Origin of the sequence: Arthrobacter sp. ok362, from assembly GCF_900102785.1 — a bacterium.
In the GTDB taxonomy this organism is placed as follows: domain Bacteria; phylum Actinomycetota; class Actinomycetes; order Actinomycetales; family Micrococcaceae; genus Arthrobacter.
The window spans coordinates 215109-231807 of sequence record NZ_FNGC01000003.1 but is presented as its reverse complement, the minus strand read 5'-3'; the positions used below and the strand labels follow the sequence as shown (position 1 = coordinate 231807).

The 16699-nt window shown below is 64.0% G+C and carries 20 protein-coding genes and 1 pseudogene; 20 read left to right on the top strand and 1 reads right to left on the bottom strand.

The genetic code is table 11. The features are described 5' to 3' along the window. Window positions 1–55: 55 nt before the first annotated feature. Window positions 56–367, bottom strand: a complete 312-nt coding sequence (locus tag BLQ10_RS05445) for a hypothetical protein (protein ID WP_091559309.1) — start codon at window positions 365–367, stop codon at window positions 56–58. 63 nt (window positions 368–430) lie between these two features. On the opposite strand from BLQ10_RS05445, the gene BLQ10_RS23030 reads away from it, so the two are divergent. From BLQ10_RS23030 to BLQ10_RS05345, 20 genes and pseudogenes are all read left to right on the top strand, one after another. Beyond that, window positions 431–736 carry an HNH endonuclease gene (locus BLQ10_RS23030; RefSeq protein WP_091559306.1) on the top strand — a complete coding sequence of 102 codons (306 nt, stop codon included), beginning with the start codon at window positions 431–433 and terminating at the stop codon, window positions 734–736. A gap of 325 nt (window positions 737–1061) precedes the next feature. Further along, window positions 1062–1586, top strand: a complete 525-nt coding sequence (locus tag BLQ10_RS05435) for a bifunctional DNA primase/polymerase (protein ID WP_091559304.1) — start codon at window positions 1062–1064, stop codon at window positions 1584–1586. A 117-nt stretch (window positions 1587–1703) separates the two neighbouring features. After that, window positions 1704–2102: a hypothetical protein gene (locus BLQ10_RS05430; RefSeq protein WP_139164181.1), complete on the top strand. Its 399-nt coding sequence runs from the start codon at window positions 1704–1706 to the stop codon at window positions 2100–2102. Between the two features lie 10 nt (window positions 2103–2112). Further along, a complete protein-coding gene (locus BLQ10_RS05425) occupies window positions 2113–3621 on the top strand; it encodes a hypothetical protein (protein ID WP_091559300.1) in 1509 nt (502 codons plus the stop codon). Window positions 3622–3633: 12 nt separating this feature from the next. Then, complete coding sequence (locus BLQ10_RS05420) at window positions 3634–5079, top strand: hypothetical protein (protein WP_139164180.1); 1446 nt, start codon at window positions 3634–3636, stop codon at window positions 5077–5079. A 62-nt stretch (window positions 5080–5141) separates the two neighbouring features. Further along, on the top strand, window positions 5142–5825 hold the full coding sequence (locus BLQ10_RS05415; RefSeq protein ID WP_139164179.1) for a VG15 protein: 684 nt from the start codon (window positions 5142–5144) through the stop codon (window positions 5823–5825). 69 nt (window positions 5826–5894) lie between these two features. After that, window positions 5895–6524, top strand: a complete 630-nt coding sequence (locus BLQ10_RS05410) for a hypothetical protein (protein ID WP_091559292.1) — start codon at window positions 5895–5897, stop codon at window positions 6522–6524. 12 nt (window positions 6525–6536) lie between these two features. Beyond that, the gene (locus BLQ10_RS05405) at window positions 6537–6923 is read left to right on the top strand and encodes a hypothetical protein (protein WP_217635782.1); all 387 of its coding nucleotides are present in this window, start codon (window positions 6537–6539) and stop codon (window positions 6921–6923) included. 17 nt (window positions 6924–6940) lie between these two features. Next, window positions 6941–7960, top strand: coding sequence for a major capsid protein (locus BLQ10_RS05400; protein ID WP_091559288.1), 1020 nt, complete (start codon window positions 6941–6943; stop codon window positions 7958–7960). 66 nt (window positions 7961–8026) lie between these two features. Continuing rightward, the gene (locus BLQ10_RS05395) at window positions 8027–8335 is read left to right on the top strand and encodes a hypothetical protein (protein WP_091559287.1); all 309 of its coding nucleotides are present in this window, start codon (window positions 8027–8029) and stop codon (window positions 8333–8335) included. A 2-nt stretch (window positions 8336–8337) separates the two neighbouring features. After that, a complete protein-coding gene (locus tag BLQ10_RS05390) occupies window positions 8338–8742 on the top strand; it encodes a Gp19/Gp15/Gp42 family protein (protein WP_091559284.1) in 405 nt (134 codons plus the stop codon). 345 nt (window positions 8743–9087) lie between these two features. Further along, window positions 9088–9387: a hypothetical protein gene (locus tag BLQ10_RS05380; protein WP_091559280.1), complete on the top strand. Its 300-nt coding sequence runs from the start codon at window positions 9088–9090 to the stop codon at window positions 9385–9387. Next, on the top strand, window positions 9384–9788 hold the full coding sequence (locus BLQ10_RS05375) for a hypothetical protein (RefSeq protein WP_091559278.1): 405 nt from the start codon (window positions 9384–9386) through the stop codon (window positions 9786–9788). The genes BLQ10_RS05380 and BLQ10_RS05375 overlap by 4 nt, the downstream gene beginning before the upstream one ends. 52 nt (window positions 9789–9840) lie before the next feature. Then, entirely contained in the window at window positions 9841–10506 is a 666-nt protein-coding gene (locus tag BLQ10_RS05370) for a hypothetical protein (protein WP_091559276.1), read from the top strand. An 84-nt stretch (window positions 10507–10590) separates the two neighbouring features. Beyond that, complete coding sequence (locus tag BLQ10_RS22275; RefSeq protein WP_175558479.1) at window positions 10591–10755, top strand: hypothetical protein; 165 nt, start codon at window positions 10591–10593, stop codon at window positions 10753–10755. Window positions 10756–10786: 31 nt separating this feature from the next. Then, complete coding sequence (locus tag BLQ10_RS05365; protein ID WP_091559274.1) at window positions 10787–11134, top strand: hypothetical protein; 348 nt, start codon at window positions 10787–10789, stop codon at window positions 11132–11134. A 47-nt stretch (window positions 11135–11181) separates the two neighbouring features. Continuing rightward, window positions 11182–11565 carry a hypothetical protein gene (locus tag BLQ10_RS05360; RefSeq protein WP_091559272.1) on the top strand — a complete coding sequence of 128 codons (384 nt, stop codon included), beginning with the start codon at window positions 11182–11184 and terminating at the stop codon, window positions 11563–11565. A gap of 232 nt (window positions 11566–11797) precedes the next feature. Continuing rightward, window positions 11798–14545, top strand: a pseudogene (locus BLQ10_RS23025) (tape measure protein); the annotation flags it as partial. Window positions 14546–14598: 53 nt separating this feature from the next. Next, window positions 14599–15375 carry a hypothetical protein gene (locus BLQ10_RS05350; RefSeq protein ID WP_139164178.1) on the top strand — a complete coding sequence of 259 codons (777 nt, stop codon included), beginning with the start codon at window positions 14599–14601 and terminating at the stop codon, window positions 15373–15375. An 8-nt stretch (window positions 15376–15383) separates the two neighbouring features. Further along, on the top strand, window positions 15384–16691 hold the full coding sequence (locus BLQ10_RS05345) for a hypothetical protein (RefSeq protein WP_091559264.1): 1308 nt from the start codon (window positions 15384–15386) through the stop codon (window positions 16689–16691). The last annotated feature ends 8 nt before the right edge of the window (window positions 16692–16699 follow it).

Below are 16699 nucleotides of genomic sequence, written 5' to 3'. Positions count from 1 at the left end.
CGTGAGCCCCTCTACGATGACGAAGACCGCGGACACCGAAGACGGCCCGTTGGCTTCACTCGGCGGTGATGGATTCCTTAGCGGCCGACCTCACCTTCGCGGCGAATGCCTGGGCCTTAGCCTGATCGCCGCGCTTGACCTCGAACGTCCAAGCAAATTCAGGGCCCTCGATCAGCAGAAATGACGAACCGCCGGACTTCTTCTTCATCGCCAACGACAACAGCCCAAATGCGGCGAACCTCGTCAACGTCACGCGCTGAGACAAAGCCTCCCCCGACTCCACCACGGCGGTCACCCCGACAAGGGGATACTCGCCCTTCTGCTTCGAGTCGAGGCATCGCACCTTGTCCTTGTACAGCGTGAGCATCCCATACGTTGCTACGGGCGCCTTAGCAGCCCACTCCTTTAGTCCCATGGCAGGTGAGTCTACGTGGCAACATCACGCACAGGGACATCACAGTGGAAGAAAGTCCGCAAGCGGGCACTCCACCTAGCCCAAGCACAAGGCATCGAGCGCTGCCCATACTGCAAGGTCATCCTTGACTACGTCGTAAGCCGCACACCACCGAGTGCCGAGCCTGACCACGTCATAGCCCATGCCAAAGGCGGCCAGGACAGGCTAGACAACGTCGCCATCTGCTGCCGCAAGTGCAATCAGTCCAAAGGCAACCGACCAGCACCCAAAACAACGACCGTTTTGACCGCAAAACCCCTCAAAACCAGTCGGAAATGGTGACTGTGGACAACCTGTGGACAACCCCGAATAAGGCTTTTCCTTATCCCGGACCCCATAAAAAAGGGGGTGGGGGAGCACCCCTCCCCCACCCCCGCCGCCTCGCTCCCCGGGCATAGCGAAAAATATCCCCCCGAGCTCGCATCGGTGGGCGCTGGCGTGCTTTTCCCCGGGCCCTGGGCGCCTTCGTGACCGCCGCGCTGGTTGCTCGCAGGGCTTTTTGACCCTCGTCAATATTGCTCTCGCGGGCGATGTGGCCCCATTCTTGAATGCGCCTACTTCCCTTTATTTGCAAGGAGAAAGTGTGACATTGCGGTAGAATTGGAGCATGTCAGATCGGTGTTGCGAGGAGTGCGGAGGCCCGTTGAGGCTGTACCGCTCGCAAGCGCGGACGTGCTCGGCCACATGTCGTAAGCGGTTGTCCCGCCGGCACGTTCTCCCGACGGCGTTGACTGAGCGCGCGCGATGGGTGCGGCGTACTTCCACGAAGCGGCCGATTACGGTCGCGGGCAGGCCTGCGAGCTCGACTGATCCGGCCACGTGGGCAACGTTCGCGGAAGCCAAGGCGTCGTCGGCCGGTGTCGGCCTGGGCTTTGTCCTTGGTGGCGGTATCGGCTGCATCGATCTGGACCATTGCATCGTTGACGGCACACTGGCTGGATGGGCTGCCGAGTACATCCGAAGCGTCACTGAGCCGGTGATCTTCACTGAGGTGTCTCAGTCCGGGGAGGGAGTACACCTCTTCATCGAGGCGCCGGAAGCGCCTGGCCGGAAGATCCGCGACGGCCGGAACATCGAACGCTACACAACTGGCCGCTACATCGCGGTGACGGGAAACAAGTTGATCCTTTAGGGGGCGCCGTGCACGTTCGGACTGATCCAGCCTGCGCTAGGCATCGAGTGCCTCGGAGCGCAATTGCTCGATGGTGGTTTGATCGGCACCGCGGCAAGTCCTGCCGAAGGTGCAGTCGTGGATGAGCCGGCCGGTCTTGGTGAGCGAGGTTCTGCCATCTGGCTGGCGATGGCCACCACGGACGTTCCGCGAAATGCGCTGGTGCTGGAGGCGGCCCGCACGGCTGACCGCCTGGACGAGCTGGACAACATCATTCAGGGCAAGGGCGTCCTGAACTTGATGCAGTTCCGCGTGTTGGATAACGCGATCATAGACGACTCCCAGAACATCAACGTCGAGGTGAAGTTCGCTGCCCCGTTGGCTGAGGCCCGTCAGCAGGCGACTGCGTTGGCGAACATCCTGGCCAAGCTCGCCCCCGCAGACTCCAAGGCCGCGGCCCCACCGGTGCCAGTGCCGGCTGACCTTCCGGACAATGTCTCCCCCCTGCAGAGGTTGGCTCAGAAACTGAGCGGATAGGTGGTGTGGCGTGCTGATCGGTTCGCAGGTCGCACGCTTCAACACAGCACCTTCGCCGCGTGGCTACAGCATGGAGCACGCGGAGAACGCGCTCGAGTTCGCCGAGGGCTACAAGTACGTTGTGGATCCTTGGCAGGCTGAGGCTGTCCGGGCGTGGCTGCGCACAGATGATGCGGGATGGATCTCTTCTACGTGGGGTCTGTCCGCGCCGCGGCAGAACGGCAAGAACGGTGCGCTGGAGGTTGTGGAGCTCTACCTGATGGTGGCGCTCAACATGAAGATTCTGCACACCTCGCACCTTCTCAGTTCCGCCCGCAAGGCCTTCAAGCGCCTCATGCACTTCTTCGGGACGAAGATCAATGATCCTCACGCGAAGTTCCCCGAGCTGAATGCTCTGGTCAAGGAGATCCGCAAGACCAACGGCCAGGAAGCTATCGAGCTTCACGCTGGCGGCCTTATTGAGCTGGGTGCCCGTACTGGCGGTGCCGGCCGCGGTAGCTCCTTCGACGTGCTGGTGGTCGATGAGGGCCAGGAGTATGAGGAGGACGAGCAGGAGGCTTTGGAGCCGACGACGTCGGCCGCCCCTTCTGGTGATCCGATCACGATCTACATGGGCACTCCCCCGAAGGATCTGTCCGAACGTGGCGAGCCTTTCGTGCGGGTCCGGAACGCAGCTGTCACCGGCGCTGACAAGCGCTCGGCATGGGTTGAGCACTCCGCCGCCGGTGACGTCGACAAAATGACCGAGGCCGAGCTGAGAGTGTTCACGGCCGACCGCAAGAACTGGTCTGACGCTAACCCCGCCCTGGGTGGCCGCATCAAGCTCCGGACTGTGGAGACCGAGCATCACAAGTTCTCCCCGCGGTCGTTCGCGCGTGAGCGGCTGAACATGTGGCCAACACCCTCTGTCGCCGGAAAGCTGGCCTTCGCGAAGTGGGATGAACGGGCGATTGATGACCCGGATCCTGACTGGCCGGTCGCCGCGTATGGCGTGGACATGAATCCGGAGCGCACGAAGGTTTCCATCGGCGTCTCGACGTTCGCGGACGGTGAAGACATTCACCTCGAGCTGGCGGCCGATGCGCCGTTCGATGAGCGCGGGACGACAGCGCTCGTTGAGTGGTTGTGGGAGCGTGCCAAGCGTCGCATCCCGATCGTCATCGATGCCTACTCCCCGGCGCGCGATCCGCTCGAGGCCCTTTTGAAGGCTAAGAAGATGAAGGTCTTCATCCTCAGCGGGCAGGAATACACCCAGGCCTGCGCGGGCCTCCATGAGGCGGTGGAGAAACATCCGGCCATCACGCACTTCGGTCAGGAACACCTCGACCATTCTGCGAAGAACACCACGCAAGACCCGATCAAGAACCGCCCTGGCTCGTTCAAGTGGAACCGAGCGAGCCTGGACGTTGATCTGGCCCCGACTGTTGCAGTGACCTGCGCCCACTTCGGAGCGCAAAAGTTCGCCCGCCGGCCACCGAAAGCTTCTGAGAAGAAGGTTCGGGCCGCAATCGTTTTCTAGGAGGTGGCCTTCTTGGCTGGTCTTGATTTGGTGCGCCCCCTGACTGATGCCGAGTCGGCAACCTTCACGCGGATGCTGACGGCGATTCGGCGGAAGTCTGGCCGGAACCAGCTGCGGACATCGTATTTCGATTCGAAGAAGCGCCTGGACAAGATCGGCTTTTCGATCCCGCCGCACATGCGTGACTTTGCGGTGGCCATCGGCTGGGCCAACAAGGCTGTGAAGGTCCCGGCCCGCAGGATCCGCCCGGATGGCTTCACTCTCGGCCGCCCGTCCAAGATGTTGGCTGATCTTGACGAGGTCTTCGGGGATAACTACTTCGCCGCGGTGGAGCGCATGGCTATTGAGGCGTCGTTGCGGCATTCCGTGTCGTTCGTTTTCACAACGCCTGGCGATACTGCTGCGGGCGAGCCGGACGTCATTGTCGCGGCGCGCACGGCACTCGAGGCGACCGCTGAGATTGACACCCGCACTAACCGCGTGACGGCGGCTCTGGAGCTTGTGGGCCGGTGGGAAGCCTTGCTGTACCTGCCGGGCGTGACGCTCCGTATCCAGTACGTCGAGCGCCAGTGGCTGGTGACGCGTACGCATGTTGGCATCGTCGGCCGCGTGACGTGCACCCCGTACGTCTGGGCCCGCGCCCTTGATCGCCCGTTCGGCTATTCGCGGATCAGCCGCCCCTTGATGGGCTTCACCGACATGGCTGTGCGAACGATGCTCCGGCAGGAAGTCAACGCCGAGTTCTATGGTGCTCCGCAGCGGGCGCTGCTTGGCGCTGAGGAAGAGCACTTCCAAGACGCGACTGGCAAGCGCATCTCGCCACTCGACGCCCTCATTGGCGGCGTGTGGGCGCTGCCCAATACCCGCGATGAGGAAACCGGCGATCTGCTGAAGCCGACGCTGCAGCAGCTGTCGCAGGCGACCTTCCAGCCTCACGGCGAGATGCTGAAGACGATCGGCCTGATGGTCTCCAGTGAGACGTCCATCCCGGTCGGCTACCTCGGCATCATCCATGACAACCCGTCGTCGGCTGACGCGATCCGCGCATCCGAAGCTGATCTCGTGGCGGTCGTTGAGGGTGAACTGGACAGCATCGGCATGTCCCGTGTTGACCTCGCCCGCAACGTCCTTGCTGTGAAGTATGGCGAATGGACGCCGGCCATGGAGAAGGAGCTGCGCGGTCTGAGCGCGCACTTCAAGGATCCTGGGACGTCGTCGAAGGCCGCCCAGGCTGACGCTGGCCTGAAGTTCACGCAGACATTCCCTGATGGCGACCCTGAGGTTGCGATGGAGGTGTACGGCTTGGACAAGGGCCAGATTGAGCGGATGAACACGTACCGCAAGGGTCAGGCCGGCGCGAACCGGCTGGACGCGCTCCTGACCGCCGCAAAGTCGTCTCCGGCACCCGTGTTCAGCGACGCCGCTCCGGCCCCGGCCGCTGCGGCTCCGCAGGGCTAGCCGTGGTGGATCGGCAGTCGATTGAGCGGTACCGTGCGGCGACGTCTGAGCTTTCGGGCCGCGTGGCTGACGAGTTGGCCGCCTATTTCGCTGCGCTCGATTTGTCCCGGCCGGAAGCGGCTCGGAACGCTCTGCTGGAGTTCATGCCACTGCTGGTTGCCGAGTACGGGCAGGTTGCCGAGACGCTAGCCATGGACTGGTACGACGAGATACGCGCCGGGTCCGGCGCGGCGGCCAGCTTCCGGGTTACTGCCCCGGCCGCGGCGTCGGTCACGGCGGATCGAGTCGAGAAAAAGGTGCGCTACCTCGCAGGACAGCTTTGGACTCCGGAACCAGCCGCGATGCTGGCCGGTCTGACCATTGCGACTGACAAGTACGTGAAGCAGTCCGGTCGAGACACGATCGCTTGGAACGCTGACCGCGAGGGCGCGTTCTGGGCACGGGTTCCGTCCGGGGCAAAGACGTGCTCGTGGTGCCTGATCCTCGCCTCCCGAGATGCCGTCTACCTGTCTGAAAAGTCAGCGAAGACAAGGTCTGATGGCGAGACGTACCACGGTCGGTGCGACTGCCAGGCGGTGCCACTGCGATCCGGCGACGACTACCCGCCAGGCTACTTGCCGGATGACTTCTACGACATGTATTCGGTCGCGCGCGACGCGGCCGGATCGGGTGACATGAAGGACATTGCCGCGGCGATGCGCCGGGAGTTCCCCGGCCACGTGACTGACGGCGTCCACACCCACTAGGTTCCCTTCCGTGCGATGCGGGCAGGGTTATTCGCCGTGCGATGCGGCATTCACAAAGGAGCTTTCCCATTGAAAAAGCAGTTCCCCCACGGCATTGATATCACCGCCCCAGGCGGACTCACTGCGTTGATGGCGTTCCACCGGAAGACCTTCGGCGACGCCGTCATGGAGACGGACGAAGAAGCAGCCGCGAAAGCAGCTGCTGAAGCAGAAGCCAAAGCCGCCGCTGACGCAGCCGCGGCCAAGGCAGCCGACGAGAAGCTCGGCGAAGGCGGTATCAAGGCTCTGAAGGCCGAGCGCGAAGCTCGGGAAGCCGCTGAGAAGCGCGCCGCTGATGCAGAAGCCAAGGTCCAGGCCGCCGAGGACGCGAAGCTCTCCGACATTGATCGGGCCAACAAGAAGGCCCTCGACGCCGAAGACCGCGCCGCAAAGCTCGAGACGGCCAACGCTCGTCTCGCTGCCCTGGCCAAGCATCCAGTACCCGAGGACTACCAAGACCTCGTGACCGGTACCGATGCGGCCAGCTTCGAGGCCTCGGCCAAGAAGATCTCCGAGCTGCACGCTCGCGCTGAGGGGAAAGCTCCGAAGCCCGACCCGGTCCCCGGGTCCGGCGACCGCTCCGGCGACCACAACCCTGCCGGCGGCTCCATCGCCGCCGGTCGCGAACAGTACCACTCCAAGCATCCCAAGAAGTCCTAGGAAGGATTCATCATGCCTCGTCTTCGCACTGAAGTCACCGGCAGCGGGAACCTTGCATGGCTCGGCTCCGGGCACGCCATTGGCAACGCCCGCACCGAGACCATCAACGTCTCCGCTTTCACCGAAGCAACCCACTACCCGGACGGCTTCATCCGTTCCGGCCAGCCCGTCGCCAAGGTGGGCGGACTCCTCGTCCCCTACGACGCCACGGAGGCCACCGTCACCGGCGCTGGCATCCTGGCCGGTCACGTCCTGTTCGACCAGCAGGTCAAGGGCGCGACCAACGTCCCGGCGCCGCTGCTGGATCACGGCCGCGTCGTCGCTGCGAAGGTTCCTGGAACCTTCGTGAAGCCCACCGCAGCCGCGAAGCTTTCCGCCACGACCATCGTCTACGTCTAAGAAAGGAGTGACTGATCATGGCACTTTGGACTGATCTTGTTACCCCCGCCGAGGCGACCGGGTACGCTCGCGCTGCCCTGTCTGACCTCGAGGTAAACAACGCCTCCCTGGCCCGCTGGATTCCCAACGTTGAGGTCTCCGACCTGTCCGTCCGGTTCCGCAAGGGACAGGCTGGCTTCGTGCAGGAAGCGGCCTTCCGCGCATACGACGCTGAGCCCGAAATGGCCGGTTCGTCTTCGGGTCAGCGGGTCACCATCGACCTGCCCGCGCTGGGCCAGAACCGCCCGATCGGGGAGTACGACCAGCTCCGTCTTCGGAATGCGCCGGATGCGGTGCTCCGCGATTCGATCTTCAAGGAGATCTCGAACGCGGCCCGCGCCGTGGCTGACCGGATTGAGCGCCTGCGCGGCACGGTGCTTTCCACGGGCAAGGCGACCATCAACCAGAGCAACTTCGTTACCGACGACGACTTTGGCCGCGCAGGCGCCCATAGCGTCACGGCGGCGTCGCTCTGGTCCGACCCTGCGGTGAGCCGCCTGTCTGACCTGAATGCATGGTCGGACGTGTACGCGGCCACGAACAACGGCACGGCCCCGGGCGCGATGCTGATGTCACGCCGCGTGTTCCGTGCGCTGGCGTCCGGCAAGGAGTTCGCCACCCTGCTGGCCAACGGCGCCACCCGCCCCGGCCTGGAAGCTGACGTGCGCGGCCTCCTGACCGCATCTGGCCTGCCGGAACTGTTCATCTACGACCGCTCCACCTCCGGTGGCCGCGTGATCGCTGATGACAGGCTCCTGTTCCTGCCGGCGCCGGTCGATCCGCAGTCCGGCCAGTCCGAGATGGGCGGCACGTTCTGGGGTCAGACCCTGACGTCGATGGATTCCAACTACACCATCGAACCGTCCGAGCAGCCGGGCATCGTCGTCGGCGTGTACAAGAACGAGAAGCCCCCGATGATCGCCGAGGTCGTCTCGGATGCCATCGCGCTCCCCGTTCTGGCGAACGCGAACCTGTCCTTCGTGGCCAAGGTTCTCTAGTTGACCGCTGGGCGGCGCCTGGGCCCGTGCCCGGGCGCCGTTCGGCCCCAATCTTTAGGAGTCAAGATGGCGACTTTCGCCGCACATGTTACTGTCCATGGCGAGTCCGGGCCCGTGCACTTCGCCCCCGGTGATGAGCTGCCCGAGTGGGCTGAAGGTCTCGTCGGCAAGCACTGCCTTGAAGCTGAGGCCGAGATCGACGCCCCTGACTTCACCGCACCGGAGAATCCTCCAGCTGGTGACGCTGACGGCGATACGGCCGCCGAGGGCGACGTTGATGCCGATGTAAGCGGCGAAGAAGAGCCCGAGGCTCCCACCGACGCCCCTGACTTCACCGCACCGGCTCCCCGCCGCGGTCGTAACGCGAAGTCCTAACCATGGCGGCCGACTACGCGACGCTCGTCGATCTCAAGGCGCACTGGTCCGGCCTGCCCGCCGCGGATGAAGACGACGCCACGCAGAAGCTGCATGAGGCGTCAATCGAGGTGCGGGGCAACTACCCGGACGTCGACCAGCGCATCACCGTAGCTGTCGCGGATGGCGGCATGGATCCTGACATCCCGAAGCTCGTCGTCTGCCGGATGGTCAAGCGGGCCATGGATATCACCGAGGACGCGCCGACTGCCGGCTTTGAGTCGGTCCAGTTCGGGTCCGGTCCTTTCTCCATGGGCGGCAAGGTGCTCAACCCGGACGGCAATCTTTACCTGACGGCGGCTGACAAGCGGCTACTGGGTAAGTCGCGTCCACGCCGTCAGGCATGGACCATACGCCCGGGAGGCTGATGTGGGCATCGTTTCGCAGTTTCCGAAGTCTTGGCGCACTGATGTTGTCGTGCTCCGAGGCGGTGGTCGGGATGCTAAGGGGAACCCGTTCCCGACGCAGGAGATCCCAGTGACGAACTGCATCATTGGGCAGAGGTCCACTGCCGATCCCTTGGACCATTCGGACGTCGCGAGCTCGACGGCCGTACTGTACCGGGACCATGACCCGGACGACCTAACTTTCAGGTTCCTTCCTGCTGACCGGATCCGCGTTCCTGCCGGTAAGCGTATGGCTGGGACGTGGTCTGTGGATGGTCGTCCGGGCGATTGGCCCCTCGGCTGGGAAGTCGCACTGGTGGTCGCCTGATGGGGCTGCGTAAGGTTCCCGGCTCGAGGTCGTACCTTGCAGACGATTCCGGGCTCAGGGAACTGGGTACGTCCTCTGCGGTCGGCGCGGTAACTCTCGCGGCGGCGCAGCGGCTGGCGGCGAACGCTGCATCGGTGGGGCACGGCGAGTATGAGGCCGCGCCCGCGACGGTGACGGCTGGTTGGGCGAATGAGCGCCGGGCCGGAGCCGTCGTGCGCGAGTCCCGTAAGGACTGGCGCGATACCCGAGACGCGGTCCTGATGCGCGTTGCACAGTCCATGGAAGCGAGGGGCAAATGATCGACGCTCTGGTCTTCCCGGATACCCGGGATGCCCTGTTTGATCTGATTGACGGGGCGGTCCATTTGGGCGAACCTGTCCGGGCGGTCTATCAACTCCCGGCGGACGATTACGGCGCGTTGCAGGGCCCGTTCCCGATCGCGCTTATCTACGTCACTGGCGGCACCCGCGGCTTTGTGGATCAGGTCGACCGGGCGACGATCGAGGTTTACGCGCCCGGCCAGGACGCCGAACGGACTCTCGTGTCGATCGCCGCGTCCATCATCGGTTCCGACATCGAAACGCCGTCCGGCTTCATCGACAGTGTCGAGGCGGACATCACGGCCGCCGATGTCCCTTACCAGTCCGACACGCTCAACAAGGCCACAGCGACGTTCCTGGTAACGTCGCGGCCCCTCTAACCCCGTTCGGGGACGTAACCAACTCTGAGCCCTTGAAAGGGGTCAATTTACCATGCCTACGTTTGACACAATCCGCCAGGGCGCCGACGAGCGCGCACTGATCCGCAAGATTCAGAAGGCTGTCGGCTTCCTCGCGCCGACCAGCGTCGAGCTGCCGGAGAGCCTCTTCGACGTCGGCGGTTCGCTCGTCGACCTCAAGGCACTTGGCTTCCTCCCGATCGGTATCGTCTCCCCGGACGGTTACGAGTTCGGCCGCGACATCAACAAGGAGGACGTGACCGCGCTCGGCTACGCCTCCCCTGTCCGTTCGGACATCACCGAAGTAGCGCGCAGCGTGACCATGACGCCGCTTGAAACGGGCCGGAAGCACATGCTGGAGCTGAACTACGGCACGGACCTCTCCGCCGTGACTCAGGACGCCACCACGGGCGAAGTTGTCTTCGACGAGCCCGATCTGCCCGTCGGCGAGGAGTACCGGCTGCTGGTCCTCGGCTCGGACGGCCCGGCCGCCGAGAACTGGATCCTGGGCCGCGGCTACGGTTCCGTGAAGCTCGCATCGACCGATTCCCAGAAGTGGGGCACGGGCGACCCGGTGCAGCAGCCGCTCACGTTCGACGTCTTCACCGATTCCGAGATCGGCACCCCCGTCCGGCACTACATGGGCGGTACTGGTGCTGTGAAGAACAAGGCTGTGCTCGGCTTCACTGCCGGGGCCTAGCCTCCCACAAGCACGGGCGCGGCGTTTTCCGGGTGGGGCGCCGCGCCCGTTTACCACCACCACCCGCACACCTTAGGAGCCGACATGCCCCGCTTCACTTCCAAGGACGGCACTCACACCGTCGAGACCGCCATCCCTACCGAGGCCGCCGAGCTGCGACGTGATGGCTACGTCGAGCAGAAGGCCCGCACGACCGCAGTAAAGGAAGCCGACGCCGTCAAGGCTGACGCTTCCAAGTCCACCAAGTAAATCCACCCCTCACCACCCGGAGGTATTTCCCATGGCCGTTGATAAGCCGAATGTAAATCTGTCCCTCGCCGCGCTCGAAGCGGAGGCAAACAAGCCGGAGCCGTTCGTCCTGGCGCTGTCCGGCTCCAAGCGGATCACGTTCCCCGACCTCTTCGACCTGCCCGTCGACGAGGCAGAGGAATTTTTCCGCGACCTCGATCAGCCCGGCAAAAGTGACTTTGAGTTCCTCGCGAAGTGGCTGTCGAAGGCCGACTTTGATGCGTACAAGGCCGCGAGGGTTCCGCTGAGGGTCCACAAGGTACTCATTCAGCGAGTGCTGGCCTACTACCAGCAGACTGTCGGCAACCCGGGGGAAGATACCGCCTCCGCGAGCTCCTAACGCGCTACCGTCCGCAGATCCGCGCCGACCTCTTACGGGAGTTCGGCGTGGATCTCGCGGAATGGTACGCGGGCAGGCGTTGGGTGGCGTTGCTGGAGCTTATCGACAACCTGCCCACCGCTTGCAGGCTCAACGAGGCAATTGCCAACGATCCGGAGGCCGCCGCAGCACTCGCCGCGGCGCCGCGCTCCGAGGATCCCTGGTCTCCGCGTGTATCCGAGTTTGACCTCACGGCCACGATGCTCCGCGAGATCCTCCACGCCATCAAGGCACTAAAGCAGGTAAGCATCGCAGCGGCCGGCGGCAAGCCCGGCGAAGAGAAGCCGTTCCCGGCACCGTTTACCGAGATTGACCGCGCCATCGCCGCGGCAGAACGTAGCTGGGCCGAAGCTTTCGTCGGTCAGTTCGGGTTCTCACCCGACGACATCTAGCAGGAGGTCTACAGTGCCCGTTATCGGTCTCGCTGAGGTGCTGGTCAAGCCGAGTTTCAAGGGGATGCAGCAGTCCATCGGGCGGGAACTGTCCGGCCTCGACTCGAAGGGGGCGAAAGCGGGCCGCGACATCGGCGGCGGCGTTGCGTCGGGCATAAAGGCCGCGACTGGCATAATCGGCGGCGCCATTGCGGCGGTCGGTATCGCCTCGTTTGTCTCCGAAGCGGCCAAAGCGTCGGATGCCACGGACAAGTTCAAAGCAACGATGAACTTCGCCGGGATCGACACGTCCGGAGTGGAAAAGGCGACGAAGGCCGCGAAGGCTTACGCCGATCAAACCGTCTACGACTTGCCGACGATTCAGAACACGCTAGCGCAGCTTGCGTCTAACGGCGTGAAGGATTACACGGGTCTGACTAAGGCCGCGGGCAACCTTAACGCTGTGGCGGGCGGCAACGCTGACACGTTCAAGTCTGTCGCTATGGTGATGACGCAGACGGCCGGCGCCGGGAAGCTGACGACTGAGAACTGGAATCAGTTAGCCGACGCTATCCCTGGCGCGGCTGGGCCGTTGATGAAGGCGCTTGAAAAGGCGGGCGCCTATACGGGCAACTTCCGCACAGCGATGGAGAAGGGCCAGATCAGCAGCGACGAGTTCAACGCCGCGCTGCTGAAGCTTGGGACGAAGCCCGTGGCAGTCGAGGCGGCTAAGTCCACTAAGACGTTTGAGGGCGCTGTCGGCAACCTCCAGGCGACCATCAACGGCGGCCTCATGACGGCGCTTGACGCGATAAAGCCGGGCGTTACGGGCGCCGTTTCGGCCCTGTCTGATGGCCTCGGGAAGGCTATGAAGTGGGCCGGCGACGGGATCAGTGGCCTCTATGACCTGATCGTAAACGGCAATTTTTCCGGCAAGCTCCGGGATGCGTTTGGCGTAGAGGAAGATTCCGGGTTCGTGACGTTCATTCAGAACGCACGGACAGCGGTGATGAATTTCGCGTCCTATGTCCAGACGGATCTCATCCCACGGCTGCAGGACTTCGGCAAATGGGTAGTCGATAACAAGGACTGGCTCGGCGCGCTCGCTATCAGCGTGGGCGCCATGGTGGTCGGCATGAAGCTGTGGACTGGGGCTATCGAGCTTTGGAAGACCATCACGACGACCGCGGCGGCTGTCCAGCTTGCTTTCAACGCGGCAATGACAGCCAACCCAATCGGCCTAATCGTTATGGGCATCGCGGCACTCGTCGCCGGGCTCATCTACTTTTTCACACAGACGGAGCTCGGGCAGCAGATCGTCGCTAACGTCTGGTCGTTTATCCAGACCGCAGTCGGCGCTGTCGTGACGTGGTTCCAAACATACGTGCTACCGACCGTGCTGGCGATTTTCAACGGCGTCGGCGCGGTGTTCTCGTGGCTCTACACCAACATTATCCAGCCGGTTTGGAACGGCATCATGGTCGTGGTCAATGCGGCGTGGCTGGTCATCCGGGGCATCTTCCAGGTGCTCGTTTCGGTCCTGCAAAACGTGGTGGCCCCGGCGTTCCAGTGGCTCTACAACAACATCATCAAGCCCGTGTTCGACGCTATCGGCGCGGCTATCGGGTGGGTTTGGAATAACGTCCTCAAGCCGATTTTTGATACGTGGGTTTGGATCTTCCGCAACGTCGTCGGGCCAGCGTTCAACTGGCTCTATCAGAACGTCATCAAGCCGGCGTTCGACGGCATCGGGTCGGCGATCAAATGGGTTTGGGACAACGTGCTCAAGCCCGTGTTTGATTTCCTGTCAAACGCCATCCAGAAGGATATTCCGAAGGCGTTCGATACGGGCGTGGCCGCGGTCAAGAAGGTTTGGGAGACGATCCAGGACATCGCTAAGGCGCCTGTCCGGTTCGTGGTCGACACGGTCATCAACGATGGCCTGATCGGCGCTTTCAACACCATCGCCGGGATCCTGCCGGGCATCGACAAACTGCCCCGCGTGGCGCTCCCAGAGGGCTTCGCGACGGGCGGTTACACGGGCGACGGCGGCAGGGATGAGCCGATGGGCGTCGTTCACGGTGGCGAGTTTGTGCTCACGAAGGCGCAGACCCGCAAGGCTGGCGTGGCGAACCTTTACGCGCTGGCGAAGTCGCTGGACGGCTACGCGGATGGCGGGTTCGTGAATCCGCTCAAGTCGCTGGCACTGACTCAGGGTTATAACCGGGTCCACAAGGGCGTCGACTTCGCGGCGGGCGTCGGGACTCCGGTGTTCGCAACGGAGAACGGCCGCGTCTCGTGGTCCGGTCCTGGCGTCAAGTCGGGCAACGTTTGGGGCGGCAACGAGATCCACATCGACGGCCAGTCCGGCATTCAGGAATGGTTCGCTCACCTGTCCCAGATGGCCGTCAAGGTCGGCGACATGGTCCGCGCCGGGCAACAGATCGGGCTCTCCGGCAACACGGGCATCACGTCCGGGCCTCACCTTCACTTTGGCACTTTCGCCGGGGGCTGGCCTAACGACGTGAACCCGCTGAACTACCTCAGTGGCGCGGGCGTACCGTCTGGCGGCGGCTTCAATCCGTTGGCCGGGATCATCGACGGCCTGCTGTCGACGTTCCGGGATGCGTTCCCTGCCGGCGGATTCATCGCTGATATGGCCATCGGCGTCGGAAAGAAGCTGTTCTCCGGCGTGACGGACCTCATCACGGGCGGGCATGGTTCGGCGGCGGGCCCGGCACTATATGACCTCGGCGGCGTCCTGCCCCCGGGCGTCTCGCAGGTAGTGAACCGCACCGGCAAGCCCGAGGCGATCCTCAACCCGCAGCAGTGGGCCGACATCAGCCGGCTCGCTACGCAGGGCGGCGGTGTTGAACTCTCCGGCGCTGTCCGGCTCGTCGTTGATGGGCACGAGTTCGGCGCCTACGTGGACAACCGGGCCGGATCTGTCGTTTCCCGCGTTGACAACAATTCGCAGTACATGAGGACGGGGAGGCGCTAGTGGTTGCTGTATCGGTTGAGGCTTTGACGGATGCGCCGTGCCCGCGTGTGGGCGTGACGATCACGGGCCTCGGCGTCGGCGATTCGGTCATCTCAGTGTGGCGCACCGCGGACGGGCTGAGGGAGCCTGTCCGCGGCGCCCGCCGGGCCGCGCTCGTCGATTCGACGTACCTGCTCGACTACGACGCGCCGCTCGGCCGGCCGATCACCTATGAAGTCGAGGTCATCAGCGGCCCGTCCGGCGGCGCCCGGGTCACTTCGAAAGCGGTGACGGTAAACTCTGACGCCGCATGGATAATGGACCCGCTCGTCCCGCAGTCGGCAGTGTCCATCAGTCGGCGGCTGTCCCGTAACGGCGGCGCGGTGTTCATGGTGACGGCGATGCGCGACTTCGAGTATCAGGCGAATGTTTCCATGATCGACGTCATGGGCTCCGACCGGCCGATGGCTTTGATCGGCAGGCGGTCGGCGGCGAAGGGCGTTGATATTTCGTTGCTGTCGGACATGGCCGAGCAAAACTCGAAGATCCGCGCCCTGTTTGCTCAGGCTGGCCAGGTCCTCGTCCGCGTCCCGCCGTCACTGAGCGATACCCTCCCGGGCGCGTGTTTCCTGGCTGTGGCGACCGTGGGCGAAACTTCCCGGAAGCCGCACACCGGCAGCGAGGTCACGACTTGGACGATCAAGGGCGACACGGTCGCAGCCCCGGTCGTGAAGGTGCTCACGGCGACGTTCACCTGGGGAGACGTCGCGATCCTCTTTAGCACCTATCAGCAGAAGCAGGACGCCGCCACGGGCACCTATTTGGATGATCTGAAACACCCGCTCGGCTAGGAGCCCACATGTTGCCAATTGATGATGAGTCGCGGGCGGCGCTCGACGGCTCAAGGCCCGCGGACGGGCTCGTGGTCTGGGCGTGGTATGACGGCGACCTGGCGTGGCCGGAACCTCTGGGCATCGCCTCGTGGTCCCTGTCCGGGGCGTCCGATGCGTCGACGAAGGTCCAGCGGCAGCTCAGCTTAAAGGTTGCGGATCCTGACGGTGGCCTGTCGCCGTGGCTGTTCGATGACCCGCTCGGCGTCGGCGGCGTGGAACTGCAAGTCATTTACGTAATCGGCGGCGCCGGGGCTGTGAATACGGGCCGCTTCCGCGTCGTGGGATCCTCGCCGAACGGCTCCGTGAGTAGCTACACCATCCCGGAGTACGGCTACCTCGAACCGGATTCCGTGGCGGCCCCGCACGAGCGTCGGCTGTTCACGTTTGCCGGCGCCACGGTCGATGTCGAAGCGGTCGATCTGACGGCGGAAGTTGACCGTGACCGTTTCCTCGCGCCGCAGTCACCCAAGGGCTCATCCCCGACCGTGCTAGGCGAGGTTACGCGCCTCGTTCAGCGGCATTTCCCCATCGTGGTCGATGACGGCGTCACTGATTCCCCAGTGTCCCGGAAGCTCGTCTATGACCGGGAACGCCTCGAAGCCGTGCAGGACCTGCTGGCGAACATCTCGGCACGGTATCGCATGGGCGGCGACGGGGAAATGCACGTCTACCCGATGGGCCAGGCGGCGCCCGTGTGGCGTGTTGAGCCGGGCCAGGGCCTTGTCAGTGTCCAGCGGAAACAGTCGATTGACGGGCTGTATAACTGCTGGGTCGTGGAGGGTAAAGAGGGCGCGAACGGTAAGCCTGTGACGGGCACGACGTACCTCCGCACCGGCCCGCTCCGGTGGGACGGGCCGCACGGCCGCGTCCCCTACTACTACAGCTCGGAAATGATAACGACGTGGTCGCAGGTTGTCGCGTATGCGGAAACCCTCCGTGACCGGCAAGCCGCCTCCTACGCCGTCGAGCTCGAAGTCGAGACAATCCCGCGCCCTGAGATCCAAGCCGGCGACTGGGTCGAGGTCGGCTGCCCGATGCCCGCCGGACATGTTGCCTACCTACCCGGCGAAGTCGTGTCAGTGTCCGCGAGTGGTTCGCCGCTCCCGGGCCCGACAAAGCTCACAGTCTCGTGCTCTTACGAGGACGTCGCCGCGGCGATCGCCCGCACACCATTCGGGGACTACCTGACAGACGTCAAGCCGGACCTCACCTGGGACCGGATGCCCGGCAACTGGGGCCAACTGCCCGCGATCACTTGGAACAACTTGCGCTAGGAGGCTCC

Coding starts and splice junctions, on each gene's coding strand:
- BLQ10_RS05395 (WP_091559287.1), top strand. CDS start 8,027: ATGGCGACTTTCGCCGCACATGTTACTGTCCATGGCGAGTCCGGGCCC.
- BLQ10_RS05445 (WP_091559309.1), bottom strand. CDS start 367: ATGCTCACGCTGTACAAGGACAAGGTGCGATGCCTCGACTCGAAGCAG.
- BLQ10_RS05375 (WP_091559278.1), top strand. CDS start 9,384: ATGATCGACGCTCTGGTCTTCCCGGATACCCGGGATGCCCTGTTTGAT.
- BLQ10_RS05405 (WP_217635782.1), top strand. CDS start 6,537: ATGCCTCGTCTTCGCACTGAAGTCACCGGCAGCGGGAACCTTGCATGG.
- BLQ10_RS05365 (WP_091559274.1), top strand. CDS start 10,787: ATGGCCGTTGATAAGCCGAATGTAAATCTGTCCCTCGCCGCGCTCGAA.
- BLQ10_RS05390 (WP_091559284.1), top strand. CDS start 8,338: ATGGCGGCCGACTACGCGACGCTCGTCGATCTCAAGGCGCACTGGTCC.
- BLQ10_RS22275 (WP_175558479.1), top strand. CDS start 10,591: ATGCCCCGCTTCACTTCCAAGGACGGCACTCACACCGTCGAGACCGCC.
- BLQ10_RS05380 (WP_091559280.1), top strand. CDS start 9,088: ATGGGGCTGCGTAAGGTTCCCGGCTCGAGGTCGTACCTTGCAGACGAT.
- BLQ10_RS05400 (WP_091559288.1), top strand. CDS start 6,941: ATGGCACTTTGGACTGATCTTGTTACCCCCGCCGAGGCGACCGGGTAC.
- BLQ10_RS05370 (WP_091559276.1), top strand. CDS start 9,841: ATGCCTACGTTTGACACAATCCGCCAGGGCGCCGACGAGCGCGCACTG.
- BLQ10_RS05435 (WP_091559304.1), top strand. CDS start 1,062: ATGTCAGATCGGTGTTGCGAGGAGTGCGGAGGCCCGTTGAGGCTGTAC.
- BLQ10_RS05345 (WP_091559264.1), top strand. CDS start 15,384: ATGTTGCCAATTGATGATGAGTCGCGGGCGGCGCTCGACGGCTCAAGG.